The 13768-nt window shown below is 46.3% G+C and carries 13 protein-coding genes; 12 read left to right on the top strand and 1 reads right to left on the bottom strand.

Annotated features, from left to right (window positions below; genetic code table 11):
- Positions 1-149 precede the first annotated feature (149 nt).
- The 5 genes from PQG66_RS15625 to PQG66_RS25330 all read left to right on the top strand — a co-directional run bounded on the left by PQG66_RS15625 (position 150) and on the right by PQG66_RS25330 (position 8013).
- A complete protein-coding gene (locus PQG66_RS15625; RefSeq protein ID WP_272038647.1) occupies positions 150-2873 on the top strand; it encodes a stalk domain-containing protein in 2724 nt (907 codons plus the stop codon).
- A 47-nt stretch (positions 2874-2920) separates the two neighbouring features.
- A complete protein-coding gene (locus PQG66_RS15630) occupies positions 2921-4081 on the top strand; it encodes a sensor histidine kinase (protein ID WP_272038648.1) in 1161 nt (386 codons plus the stop codon).
- 4 nt (positions 4082-4085) lie between these two features.
- Entirely contained in the window at positions 4086-4808 is a 723-nt protein-coding gene (locus PQG66_RS15635) for a response regulator transcription factor (RefSeq protein ID WP_272038649.1), read from the top strand.
- Between the two features lie 219 nt (positions 4809-5027).
- Positions 5028-5420, top strand: coding sequence for a hypothetical protein (locus PQG66_RS15640; protein WP_272038650.1), 393 nt, complete (start codon positions 5028-5030; stop codon positions 5418-5420).
- Between the two features lie 1339 nt (positions 5421-6759).
- Positions 6760-8013: a helicase-related protein gene (locus tag PQG66_RS25330; RefSeq protein WP_334220784.1), complete on the top strand. Its 1254-nt coding sequence runs from the start codon at positions 6760-6762 to the stop codon at positions 8011-8013.
- A gap of 455 nt (positions 8014-8468) precedes the next feature.
- Here the strand turns inward: PQG66_RS25330 and PQG66_RS15650 are convergent, their stop codons facing one another.
- Complete coding sequence (locus PQG66_RS15650) at positions 8469-8657, bottom strand: hypothetical protein (protein ID WP_272038652.1); 189 nt, start codon at positions 8655-8657, stop codon at positions 8469-8471.
- Between the two features lie 11 nt (positions 8658-8668).
- Here PQG66_RS15650 and PQG66_RS15655 point away from each other — a divergent pair, with 11 nt between their 5' ends.
- From PQG66_RS15655 to PQG66_RS15685, 7 genes are all read left to right on the top strand, one after another.
- A complete protein-coding gene (locus tag PQG66_RS15655) occupies positions 8669-9154 on the top strand; it encodes a ComF family protein (protein WP_272038653.1) in 486 nt (161 codons plus the stop codon).
- Positions 9155-9366: 212 nt separating this feature from the next.
- The gene (locus PQG66_RS15660) at positions 9367-9774 is read left to right on the top strand and encodes a TIGR03826 family flagellar region protein (RefSeq protein WP_272038654.1); all 408 of its coding nucleotides are present in this window, start codon (positions 9367-9369) and stop codon (positions 9772-9774) included.
- A gap of 114 nt (positions 9775-9888) precedes the next feature.
- On the top strand, positions 9889-10182 hold the full coding sequence (gene flgM / locus PQG66_RS15665; protein ID WP_272038655.1) for a flagellar biosynthesis anti-sigma factor FlgM: 294 nt from the start codon (positions 9889-9891) through the stop codon (positions 10180-10182).
- Entirely contained in the window at positions 10182-10682 is a 501-nt protein-coding gene (locus PQG66_RS15670) for a flagellar protein FlgN (RefSeq protein ID WP_272038656.1), read from the top strand. Before flgM ends, PQG66_RS15670 begins: the two co-directional genes overlap by 1 nt.
- A 16-nt stretch (positions 10683-10698) precedes the next feature.
- Complete coding sequence (flgK, locus tag PQG66_RS15675) at positions 10699-12273, top strand: flagellar hook-associated protein FlgK (protein ID WP_272038657.1); 1575 nt, start codon at positions 10699-10701, stop codon at positions 12271-12273.
- 12 nt (positions 12274-12285) lie between these two features.
- Positions 12286-13179, top strand: coding sequence for a flagellar hook-associated protein FlgL (flgL, locus tag PQG66_RS15680; protein WP_272038658.1), 894 nt, complete (start codon positions 12286-12288; stop codon positions 13177-13179).
- A gap of 9 nt (positions 13180-13188) precedes the next feature.
- Positions 13189-13761: a DUF6470 family protein gene (locus tag PQG66_RS15685; protein ID WP_272038659.1), complete on the top strand. Its 573-nt coding sequence runs from the start codon at positions 13189-13191 to the stop codon at positions 13759-13761.
- Positions 13762-13768 lie beyond the last annotated feature (7 nt).

Consider the following 13768-nt stretch of genomic DNA (forward strand, 5'->3'; position numbering starts at 1 on the left):
CGCTTATTCTTGGCTTTGGGCGTAACTTTTTTCACAAAAAACAGTCTATTAATAGAAGAGTATACTAGAGATCGATATATCTACTGCTACTTGGTAGTATAGGTGCGATGTCTAAGATTGATATACAAGATGGGAGAGACGTTTCGAACATGCTGGGGAAACAAAGGAAACAGCTGGAAGACGTTAAGAACGGCACGGCCAAGAAATGGGCAATTGTAACACTGGCAGGGGTGATATGGATTGCGCCAGTAATGAGTGCAGGTGGACAAATGTGGTCGGGTACTTCCTGGCAATCTGTAGCAGCTGCAGCGTCAACGAATACAACCAAGCTGAGTGAAGAAATTTTAACTTCAGGCGCGAAGCTGATGAAATACAGATATACGACGACACGTTCAGGGTCGAAGGTGAACGTGCTCGCAGATGTTGTACAGGTGGATCTGCAAAATCCGCACGTGAAACTGGACGTGATGACGGGTAAAGGCAATAAATTAAACAGCAAACAAAGCACTAGCGGTATGGCGAAAGAGAACGGTGCAGTTGCAGCGGTGAATGGGGATTACTTTAATGTGTCTGGGGAACTGTCACCGATTGGAGGCCAAGTCTCTAACGGTGTATTGGTATCCACGCCGTCCGAACTAAAGGGCATGTATGCTCTCACTGTAACGAAAGATGGCAAGCCTATGATTGACGAATATTCGTTTAATGGGACAGTGAAAGCAGAGGATGGTTCAACGTTTGCTCTGCGTGGGATGAATAAGGAGGACTATACGGTTGAAACGGGTTCTGGTCCGTACAGTCATGCCAACTCTATGTATATTTATACATCTGCTTGGACTTCACCGAAACGTCCGAACGATCCTTCTACCACACCGACGGAGGTACTCGTACAGAATGGCGTGATTACACAAATATCGGATAAAAAAGCACTAAATATGACTGTGCCAGAAGATGGCTACATCCTGCGTGCACATGGGACAGCGGCAACTTGGATCATGAGCCATCTGTCTGTTGGACAGACAGTGGAAGCAGATTACAAGCTGGTCGCCAAAACGACGGGACAGGCTGTTGACCCGAAAAGTCTGCAGATGATGATTGGGGGACATACCATTCTGGTGAATGGAGGTAAAGCAGCGTCCTTTTCGCGTAACATTGCTTCTTCCGGCATCGGAGGTGTTCGTGCCCGAACAGCAGTAGGATATTCTCAGGATGGACGTTATGTGTACATTATTGCAGCGGAGAAGAACAGTAACAGCAGTGGGATGTCGCTGACCGAGTTGCAGTCGTTCATGGCAAGTGTAGGGGTATGGAAAGGTATGAATCTGGACGGTGGCGGATCAACCACGATGGTTACGCGCCCGCTAGCGGAACAGTCGGCAAGTCTGACATTTAATACCGAGTATGGCACGGAACAACGTCAGGTCGTCAATGCACTCGGTGTGTTCTCGACAGCTCCTGAAGGCAAACTGAAAGGGTTTAAGGTAAGCGGTAGCCAAACGTTGCTTGCAGGTCAGGAAGGCAAATATTCAGCTAAAGGATATGACACCTACTACAACCCGATTGCTACGGGAAATATTCCTTTGACCTGGAAGTCAAGCAATAACGGAATTGTCAGTGTTACTAACGGAACGGTTAAAGGTGTGAAACCAGGTACAGCAACATTGACGGCGACGAGTAATGGAGCTTCCTCTTCGATTAAAGTTACGGTCCTTGGCGGTAGTAGTCTCGCCTCTTTGACTGCAGGTTCCGGCCTGGGTTCACTCCAGGCGGGTACAACTGTGTCGATTCCGGTAACTGCAACAACGAAAGATGGACAAAGTGTGACCGTACCAGCAGATTCTCTAACATGGGAATTTATCGGATTCAAAGGGAAAGTGAAAGGTGACCAGTTGACAGTATCATCTGTCGATGAAGGAGCGAAGGTTGGTTATGCAATCGGCCGTTACGACGGTTTTAGCACCGTTGTTGTACTTTCTGCGGCAGCAAGCGAAACCATCTGGGAGAATTTTGAGAATGTGAACTATCCGATTAACTTCACGACGAATGCAGCAGGCGTAACAGGCTCTGCGGCAGTTGTAGCAGGTTCGGGTGAAAAAGCTGGTTCCAAGGTACTGGAACTCAGTTATGATATGACCGGGGGAACTGGTAAAATGTACGCCTATGCTCAACTGAACGGTTCAACGGGCAAAGACGTATCTGCGGCTGCAACCTCAATGTCTATGGATGTGATGGGTGACAAAAGCTTGAACTGGCTGCGGGGAGAATTCACGGATGCCAAAGGTAAAACGGTATATGCAGATCTTGCCAAAGCTATTGACTGGAGCGGATGGAAGAAGATAAATGTGGATCTGAATGGTCTGAACATCGCTTATCCGGCCAAACTGAAGCGTGTGTATGTAGTTAACGTGGAAGAGGGACAAGATGAGCGTGCGATGACGGGGAAGGTTGCTTTTGACAACATCGCCTTCACAATGCCTTCCAAATCCAGTGAAGTTGGGTTGCCTACAGGTACAGCTTCACTCGTGCTTGGGAAAAAGTCGATAACAGTAAATGGTAAGAGTAAGACGATTGATGCAGCACCGGTCATTAAAAATGGAACAACGTATATTCCCATCAAACATGTACTGGATGTCTTTGGCGGACAGGCGAAGTGGGACAGCAAAAATCAGAGAATTACCGTGATTCGCGGTAGCAAGCTGATCGATCTGGTGGTAGGTCAGAAAGAATTTGTTCTGAATGGTAAAAGACAGAGCGCAACAGTTGCACCTTACGTAAGTGGGGGTAGGACTTTAGTCCCTATAAGACTCGTTTCCGAGCAACTTGGGCTGACTGTAAAATGGGAACAGAACACGAAGACCGTTACCATCTCATCGTGATATGGTATGATATATACCGGAAACGATAGAAATGGAGTCGAACAAACGTGGATTTACAAGCCGATGCCATAGACCGCGTCATAAAAAACGCCATACAAGTCATGGAAAACAGCAAATATCAAATGTTCGAAATCATGGACTCCACTCGGGAAGAGCTGAAGACGCTCAACGAGGAGTTGAAGTCGGTGCTGAAGGAAGCGGCGGAAACGATCGAGAAAGTAGATCAATTGGAACTGAATTACCGCCGTTCCCGAATCCGGCTCACAGAAGTGAGCCGCGACTTTGTCCGTTATTCGGAGCATGATATCAAACAGGCATATGAGAAAGCGACACAACTGCAACTGGATCTTATGATTTATCGGGAGAAGGAAATGTATTTGAAGGCCCGCCGGGATGATCTGCAGAAACGTGCCAAAAATGTGGAGGCTTCTGTCGAGCGTGCTGAGACTATTGGTTCGCAGATGGGCGTTGTGCTAGAATATTTGTCAGGTGAACTAGGTCAGGTGACTCGGATTATCGAGTCTGCCAAGAATCGACAAATGATTGGTTTGAAAATAATTTTGGCCCAGGAGGAAGAGCGAAAACGCATTGCCCGCGAGATTCACGATGGGCCTGCGCAGATGCTTGCCAATCTAGTGCTTAGGACGGAAATTGTAGAAAGAATGCTCGTGAAGCAGGATTTCAAGATGGTCCAAGCCGAAATAGTAGACTTGAAAGGGCAGGTTCGTTCAAGTCTTGAAGAAATGAGAAAAGTTATTTTCAATCTGCGTCCTATGGCACTAGATGATCTGGGATTGATTCCAACGCTTCGGAAGTATGTGCAGGATTTTGAAGTAAAAACAAAAATCCGGTCGCTTTTTGAAACTAGGGGCAAAGAACATCGTCTCTCTTCTGCAATGGAGGCTGCGATCTATCGTCTCGTGCAGGAAGGTCTGTCTAATGCTGCCAAGCATGCTTATCCCACGTATGTTGTAGTAGAAATTACATACCAGGCTCAGCTCGTCAAAATTGTGGTTCAGGACAATGGGCTTGGGTTCAAACCGGAGCTTCTTGCGAAGAAAAGCAAGGATCATAATCACTTCGGTCTGATCGGGATGAGAGAACGGGTTGAGCTGTTAGAAGGAAGAATGGAGATTGAATCCGCAGAGAATCAGGGAACCAAAATAGTTATTCATATCCCGACAAACGTGGATAAGGGAAAGGAGTAGTAGGATGGAAAACCGTGATACTGGAAAAACATCAATAAAAGTCCTTCTAGCTGATGATCATCAGCTATTCCGAGAAGGGTTGAAACGCATTTTAAATATGGAGGACGATATTGAGGTCATCGGGGAATGTGGCGATGGGATTCAGGTTCTCGAATTCTGTAACCAGGATAAACCGGATATCGTACTGATGGACATTAACATGCCAGTAGAGAATGGCGTAGAAGCTACGGAGAAACTGCGCGAGCTGTTTCCCGATGTGAAAGTTATTATTTTGTCTATCCATGATGATGAAAGCTATGTATTTGAAACGCTACGTAAAGGCGCAAACGGATATTTGCTGAAGGATATGGAAGCTGAGTCTCTGATTAACGCGATTCGTTCTGTCCATGAGGGGCATGCATTTATCCATCCAAAAGTAACAGGCAAATTGATCATGCAGCTTCGTCGTATGACGTATCTTAACGAGACAGGCGCGATGAGTGAGAGTGCTTCGAAGGAAGCTGGCGTCAAATTTGTAGCCGGCGATAATAACCCGCTGACACGACGTGAAGCCGAGGTATTGCGTTTGATGGCTGAGGGTAAAAGCAACAAGATGATCGGTGAATTTTTGTTCATCAGTGAAAAAACAGTTAAAAACCATGTCAGCAGTATCCTGCAGAAGATGGAAGTGGATGACCGTACACAGGCTGTTATCAATTCCATCAAATACGGCTGGGTTACGCTATAGTAGCGATTCGTATTTACTCGCATCCTTTCCGCATATATGGATTGGTTTGCGGGTTGATATCCTTTATCACTGTAAATAATAAAAGTGCGGAGTTGTGTTGAAACATTGGCTTAAGTAGGGGCCAGCTGGTTGTAACCCTTCGGAATACGCAGCATATACTGCTGTATACAGGGATGTTCGCCATGGGTGAGCATGACCTTCCGAGGAGGTGCAGTTGCCATGGTTGCTCATTTGACTATGATTCTGCTTATATACTTCCTGGCGGCAATGGCCGTTCATGTTATGCACCAGCGCCATACTTCCCGCCCGGAGTCCAGAGGCTTCGAGCAGATTCTGCTCATTCCTTCTAATCAGGCAGGACGGATTGAGGGTATAATTCGAGCACTTTATTTGGAGTTATTATATCGTGGTAAGAGCTTTACATTAACAGTGGTCACCGAACACCAAGAGTCAGAAACGATTACGATTATCGAAAAGATGATGCAAAGGCAAGGCTTGGAGCTGTCTTATCTGAGAACGACGCCGGCAGAACTTGATCATGCCGTGCAGACGAATAACAGCTATCGCCTGATTGATCTGCGCAAGTCCAGTGATGAGAAAGATTACAGCTGAATGCTGTAGTCTTTTTTTGTAATTGTAGCCAAATTTGCCTTTAAGTTGCATATGGGTTTTATTGCAATCCACAGTTAGAGACTAAGTTTCTCGCTTAGGATGATGCTGGTGCAAGCATTTTGAACTCAGGAATCTTAACTTAGAATTATAGACTGAGGAAACTGGAAAAAGTTCCGCTGATTTGAAGGATAAATTCAAAGTGTTTAAGAGAGTAGGCAAGTAAGCTATCTGAGAGTAACTTAAAAATGAGTAGCGGACAGATTGTCTATACATTCTTCAAAGGATAATTATAGTGTTGATATAAAGATTAATATTGGTTCAAGGAACTCGGGATGACGATGTGTCTAAGGATTTATAGATAATCCGTTTTGGAGAAAAAGAAGATTTATGAAGAATTAATCTTGTTGTGAAGTGAAATCATGGGTATACTTTGGGTAGTACAATAGTTGTGAATCAAAGAATGGACATGAAGCACATGCTCCGGTGAAAACGCCGGTTAGCATGTGCTTTTTTTGCATTTCTGAATAGGAACAGGGCAGGAGGGATTCAGTTGCAGGTTGCGTTGTATGTTTGCCGGATCGGTGCGGCGTGGAGGATGGAGATTTCTCTCGACATTCAAGTAGATGTAGTGTGGTGGCTAGAACACGTAAGCGGACAGCGTGTGAGCCAGTGGCTGGTATTAAGTATGCAGCTTCCTTTGAGTCAAGCTTCGTGGTTAGTGGATCAGTTCTTGTCAGTTCGTGCTATGAATCAGTGGCGAATTGAGGAATGGCAGAGATATTTCGGTACTAAGCTAGATTTCTATAATGAGGCGTCGGGTGAGACAGAGGCAAGGAACGAACAGGAGGGTGTCAAGCGTTGGGGTGAAAGTGAGATGGGGAGAGGAAACGGGCAAAAGGGGATAAGGACAGATAATCTGACAGAGAAAGAAAATGAGAAAAGACTAGAGAAACGGACAGAGAAGAGGGCTGGTGGGAAATTAGAGAAAAAAATCAAGATTGAGCATGAGACTGTTGCTGCACAGGCAGTTACGATTGGCGGGATGCCCCAAGCGTATCCCGCCGAGCATTGGGCTCAGCTGGAGCAGTGCGCAGCTCTGCTGGCTGAGCGAATGCGCGGCCGCCAACTACTGGCGGCCGAGGTCGAGGCGCTGCTGGCGGCGGAGCCTGCCATGCCGCCAGGGGGCTGGCGCGCGGCTGCGCAGCTCGCGTGCTTGCGAGGGCGGCTGCAGATCACAGCCGCCCTCGAAGGGCCTGCCACGCGCCATCGGCTCGCGTGGCTTGGCCGCGCGCGAAGCGCGCCCCGCTGCCACCGCTGTGGCAGCGAAGCCAGGCAGCGCGTGCCCTGCGCTGCCTGCGGGCTAGCGGCGTGCGCCTACTGCGAGGCATGCCTCGCGCTAGGGCGCAGCCGTGCTTGTGCGCTGCTGCTACGCAGTGCAGCGCAAGGGGCCGTGCCCGCACGCGGCGAAGCACTGCGTGGCACGGCCCTGGTCCCCACCGGAAGCGGGCTCGCCCGGTGGGGACTAAGCGCAGCGCAGAGCGCGGCAGCCGCCGCGGCTCTCGCGTTTTTGGCCCGGCCGCACGCAGGCGGTGGGCCGGGGCGATTCTTGCTCTGGGCCGTGACCGGGGCCGGCAAGACCGAAATGATATTTCCGCTGATCCAGCACACACTTGATCACGGAGGACGAGCACTTGTCGCTACACCGCGCAGGGATGTTGTACTTGAACTTGCTCCGCGCCTAGCGAAAGCCTTCCCGGATACCTCTCTTGCTACGCTTTATGGGGGCAGTGACGAGCGCTGGAAATACGCTCAGCTCACCTTAGCGACCACACACCAGCTCATGCGTTTTTACCAAGGATTCGATCTGGTGATTATCGATGAAATTGATGCCTTTCCATACCATAACGATCCCATGCTGGCTCACGCCGCTGCATCGTGCTGCAAGCCGAACGGCCATTTTATTTATTTGTCCGCTACACCGCCAGCACGTTTACAGCGAGAAGCTGCGCAAGGCAAGCTTGCTCATGCGAGAGTGCCTGTTCGCTTCCATCGGTATCCGCTGCCTGTACCACGTTTGATCAAGATGCCTACCGTGGCACAGTGTATTAGACGCAAGCAGCTTCCGGCCCCCATCGTGAGAAGGATTCAAGAATCATTACAGCGCAATGCCCAGGTGTTTGTGTTTGTCACACGCATCGCTCAGATTGAAGCCTTTGTTGATTTGATGCGCCGGACTTTCCCAGAGATCACCGTTGAGGGAACCTCATCACAGGACACGGAGCGAGCAGCCAAAGTCATTGCGTTTCGTGAACGCTCCATTCGCCTACTTGTGACCACCACCATTTTGGAGCGCGGGGTGACGATCCCGCGTAGCGATGTGTTTATTTTGGATGCAGACAACGGACTTTTTGATGAGGCATCACTGGTACAGATGGCGGGTAGGGCTGGACGTTCTATAGACGATCCGGCAGGCAGAGTTGTTTTTGCATCATCTCGCCGGACACGTTCTCAGGTGAAGGCTGTTGCACAGATCAGGAAAATGAATACCATCGCTCGTCGCAAAGGCTACCTTCATCGGTCATCCCAATCATAAATGTCATCTGCTCTACCATCATATTCTATATTAAGCAGAACAGGAGGTTTACACACCCATGTTTAACTGGCTTAGTAACATGGCCAATCATGTACAGCACATGACCCGGTACCTTCACCAACTGCTGGGCCCACCGGGGGCGAATTGTCTGACGTGTGGCACCCGAGCGGTCTTATCCACACTGTATCCCGGTATATGTTCACGTTGTGTAGAACAGATACCATGGATTCGTTCCATCCGCTGCCTGCGCTGTGGTCGGGGTGTCGGGTGTCCGGACTGTGCTCGTACACATATGCAAAACCGTTCTTATCTCTGCAATCGTAGCGCCGTACAGTATAACGCTTTAATGAAGGAATGGATTGGAATGTACAAATTCAGGGGACATGAACGCTACGCGCCGCTCTTAACCGCGCTTCTGATTCGAGCCTTTCAAGCAATGATTGAAGAAATGAATGCTACTTTGGCAAAAGAAACCCAAGCTCTCGTGGCTCATTCCGCCACCCCTGCTCATAAGTCGGTGGATGGCTTCGTCCACCCACCTCATCTGCACACGTCAGCCAGCGCATACGCCTGCCTACCAGTCCCGAGTGCGTCACTGCACGCACTCGATGCCCATACCACTGTGGATGCGCACGTTCACTCATCCACCCAGCCCATGGATAACCATACGCCCGCTATTTCGCGGTTTCATTACCGAGCAGCGACCCATCGTCCTTCGTCGCTATCAGGTCCAAAGAAGCCGCAGTGGCGGCCTGACGCGATCACTTATGTTCCGGTTAGTGGTGAGCGTCTGGCCGAGCGCGGCTTCAATCAGGCCGAGCGGCTGGCAGCAGGACTTGCCACCGCTTGCCGTCTACCTATCGTTGATCTGTTGCAGCGCCAGATCAATACGACGAAACAAAGCTTTAAATCACGTAGTGAACGGATTGAAACGATGAAAAATGCTTTTTCCATCCAATCAGATGGCCTGTACATCATCGAAGAGCTATACAGGGGTATTGAACCTATACAGATATTGTTGATTGATGATATCTATACAACAGGCAGTACCTTGGACGCTTGTGGACAGGTTATCTTGGAAGTGGCACGTTCTATCAGCATTTCGGTAGAAATCTATACGCTGACGTTGGCTAGATCATAATTAAAATCACATTCCACAATGAGTTATTTTATAAAAGTTTATGAAACAACGTTATTAGACGCTAGAGCTTTAAAATAGTTATATTCTGATATGATTAATGTTGCGCATTGACGCAGATTTTCTTGTAACATAGTATATATAAAAAAGTGGACTTCAAAAGACGATATAAAGTAAAGTGAAATTAGTAGAAGCTTGAGAGGGGCGTTATAGCGATGAATTTGGGTAATTGTCCTCGCTGTGGTAAGTTATATGCTGTGAATTTTCGAAATGTATGTTCGAACTGCATGAAGGAAATCGAATTAGAATACCAGACCTGCGTAGATTATTTACGGGAACATAAGGGTACAAATATACAGGAATTATCTGATGTAACGGAAGTCTCTATTAAACAGATCACCAAATTCATTCGGGAGGGACGTATCTCGATTGAGAATGCCCCGAATATGATGTATCCTTGCGAAGTGTGTGGAACGCTGATCCGGGAAGGCCATATGTGTGATTCGTGCCGAAGTAGATTAACGAAAGATTTAGCAGGTGCGGCTCGTGAAGTAGGACAGAAGGAGAATGATCAATTAGGAGGACGCGCCTATAATGCCGTCGACAAACTCCGAGATTTCTAGTTACCAAGCCTTAAAAACGGTTAAAGCTATAACAAATGTTTTAGACCCTACCGATAAACTTATTAAAGATTATCGGTTTTTTACTTAATCTTCAAGGAAGGTGGAATGATCGTTATGAAAATTAACGAAACCGGACGGATCGGAGCCATCAACTCATACCAGCGGAATGTTGAATCCGGAAATCAGGCAGAATTGAAAAAAAACCGCCGTAAGGATGAGGTATCTATATCTCCGGAGGCGATCAAAATGCTCCAAGAGCAAGAACGTACACAAGATCCAGAGCGTATACAACGCATTCAGGAACTGAAAAGTCAAGTAAGTGCAGGGACTTATCAAGTGGATAGCAGTAAGCTTGCTGATAAATTGTTACCTTATTTTAAGTCATCTAATTCGTCAGGAGATGTTTAATGAGCCTCTTACAGGTAACTCAAGCAATGGAACAATTGGTAGAGCTACATGAGCAGCTGATTAATGTAGGTGAAGAGAAAAAACAGGCCATTATGTCCAACAATATTAGTGTCATCACTCAATGCGTGTCTAAAGAAATGCAGTTGGTCAAAAAAGTGGCTATTGCGGATGAAGGACGCATAAATGGAGTTTATAGTTTTCTACAAGAGAAAGGTATACGCTCTCAACTGAATCTGACGATTACTGAGATAACACGTCTTATCTTCGATCTCGAAGAAAAAAACCAGTTGGTTGCTCTGCAGACGAAGTTACATGATCGTTTAATACAATTGAAAGAACTCAATGCGGTTAACAAAGATTTGATTGAACAGTCACTTACCTTTATTGATTACTCCATGAACTTGATTGTCAATCAGCCTGAAGATCATATGATCTATCATGACCCATCCAAGCAGAAGCTGGATATGCCCAATCGGAATTACTTCGATACGAGAGCTTAGAAGGTGAGGAAAATAGATGAGATCCACATTTCATAATTTGGAAATCGGTAAAAGAGGGATCGTAGCTCAGCAGACGGCTCTTAGTACAACGGGACATAACGTTACCAACGCTAACACTGAGGGTTATTCAAGACAAGTTGCGAAACTAACAGCTTCAATACCTATTGAATATCCAGGTTTGAATAAATCCATGAATCCGAGTCAACTGGGCACAGGAGCTGAGGTAGAAAGCATTCAGCGTGTCCGTGATCTACTTATGGATATCGAATATCGTAATCAGAACTCTTCTCTGTCAACCTGGCAGACTAGACAAGAGAATCTCAGCAAAATTGAGGGCATTATTAATGAACCCTCCGAAGAAAGTATCGCTACTACAATATCAGAGTTTTGGAATTCTTGGCAGTTGCTTAGTAAAAATCCGAGTAGTACAGATCTTTCTGCTCGCACGGTTGTTCAGCAAAAAGCGATTGCACTTACGGAAACCTTTAATCACATGGCCTCGCAACTGAGTACATTAAGTACGAATTTGACGGACCGGGTCAATTCACAGATTGCGGAAGCTAATAATTATATTGGCCAAGTATCTGTACTAACACAATCCATCAAGCGTATTGAGGGTATGGGTGACAATGCTAATGATTTGAGAGATAAGCGTGATTTGCTGGTGGATCAATTATCCAAACTGGGGAATATTCAGGTAACAGAGACAAATGATACGTATCAACTAAGTTTTGGTGGAGTTCAAGTTGTTAATGACTTGCAATCAGCGCCTTTTGACTTAGCTAACGTGGGTGGATTGACACAGGGAGCTATCTTAGGAAATATTATTTCCCGGGATACCCACGTGGCTGAGTACACAAGGCAATTGGATCTGATGGCTAATACGTTGGCTAAGGGGAAAGTTGAAATTACTTTACCGGCAGGCTCCATATTGCCACCAGGTGTAACCATTCCCAATGCTGTAATGGATCCCACGAATCCTCGAAAGCTGGCACAAGATGCAGCATATACCGTTGAAGGATTAAATGGTTTGCATAAGCTTGGATATACACTGGGTACACCTGTAAGTACGGGGCAGGATTTCTTCGTAACTTCTGATGGCACAGGCACAATTACAGCGGCTAACATTCGTGTTAACTCCGCTATCATCAAAGATGCTGCGAATATTGCTGCTGCCATGCGTACGGAAAATGTATTGAACCCGGATGGTACTACAACAGAGAAAGTACTTCAAGGGAATGGGGACTTGGCACTTTTGATCGCAGGACTCTCCGAGAAAAAATTCAGCTTTAACCCTTTGAATAATAACGGTGCCATATCCGATCAGGCTACTTTTGGTGGATACCTGCAATCCGTAGTTGCCCAGTTGGGTACTGAAGCTGATTTGGCTAATAAGATGGTCGAGAACGGAACATTGCTCACCAATCACGCAAGTAACTTGCGCTTATCGGTAAGCAGTGTGTCCATGGATGAAGAAATGTCCAATCTTATTAAATTCCAACAAGCATACAATGCTTCTGCTCGTGTTATTACTACGGTAGATGAGATGCTTGATAAATTAATTAACGGCACAGGTGTTGTCGGAAGATAGGAGATGAATTAGATGCGGATCACCCAATCCATGATGAGTAGCGGGATGATGCATAACCTGCAAAACAACTATAAAAGAATGGATAAATATCAGGAACAGCTATTAACTCAGAAACAGTTGAACCGCCCTTCAGACAATCCTGTGGGCGTATCGAGTGCCCTTAACTATCGTCAAGAGGTATCATTCACGGTACAGTTTGCCGAGAACGTAGAAGATGCTGATTCCTGGATGAAGTTTACGGACTCTGTATTGACGGAAACCACGAGTATTGTGCAACGTTTATCCGAGTTAGCTGTACAGGCGGGTACGGACACTGTGCCAGAAGACGCCCGAATCAACGTCATGCAAGAGGTTGATCAATTGTATGATCAATTGGTTTCACTCGGGAATTCTCAATTCAAAAATAAGTACATCTTTAACGGACAGCGTACGGATCAAAAGCCCTACCCTGAAGACCCTGCAAACACTACATACCAGCTAGATACGGGAGTAGTGAGCTATCAAATCGGAGCAGGTATTACTATTCCTGTTAATATGATTGGAGACTCGGTATTTGGTCAGTTTGGGGCTGCGGATGGGTTATTCAAGGTAGTTGATGATTTTAAGAAGGCTTTGACCACCGATGATACCAATGGAATTCAAAATTCCATTCAGGCGTTGCAAAACTCGCTGCAAAACATTACAACTGCTCAGGCAGAAATTGGTGGTAAGCAAAATAGGCTTGATTTTAGCATGAGTCGCTTGGAAGGTTTACAGATTAGTTATCTTGAACTGCAATCCCAAGTAGAAGATACCGATATGGCAAAAGCCATTACCGAGTTAAAAACAGCCGAAAGTGTTTATCAATCATCACTGGATACGATTGCCCGAATCATTCGCCCGAGTTTACTTGATTTCTTGAGATAGGGTGATTATATGGAATTCCCACGTATTTTGATTCAACAAGGTTTCAGTAAAATTGGTTTGGATAAAGTGGAAGGTCAGTGGGATATAAGACAACCCAAAGCAGAACTGGGCATGCACCAGCAACAAGGCGATTTGGTTATCAAATATACACCTGGTAGCTTAGATGTCGATCAGAGTAAAGCATGGTCTGCACTTGCACTGGGTAAATCGATTGAGATGATTGATCGTATAGCCCAGAATGCAATGAATTCATCGATGCAAAATATTGCCGAGATTGCCCAGGCTGGCGATCGTATGATGGATATTACGAACAAAGGCAGTGCTTTTGCTGATCTGGCATATCAAAACTTTAACAAAGACAGGCCAATGGAAATACGAGGACCGGCGGGATACGATAATGTAGATATCACTTATACGCCAGGAACTACAGATATTCAATATACTCGAAAAGGGGTTACGTTTAATCCTGAGTACAACAAGCCGATCATTGAATATACTCCGGGAAGTGTAAGTGCTTATGTAACACAAAAAAATTTCATACAATTTAGTACAACCGGTACGCATACAGATAAGGTTGTATAAATCGAAT

The organism is Paenibacillus sp. JJ-100 (assembly GCF_948329825.1).
Classification (GTDB): domain Bacteria; phylum Bacillota; class Bacilli; order Paenibacillales; family Paenibacillaceae; genus Paenibacillus.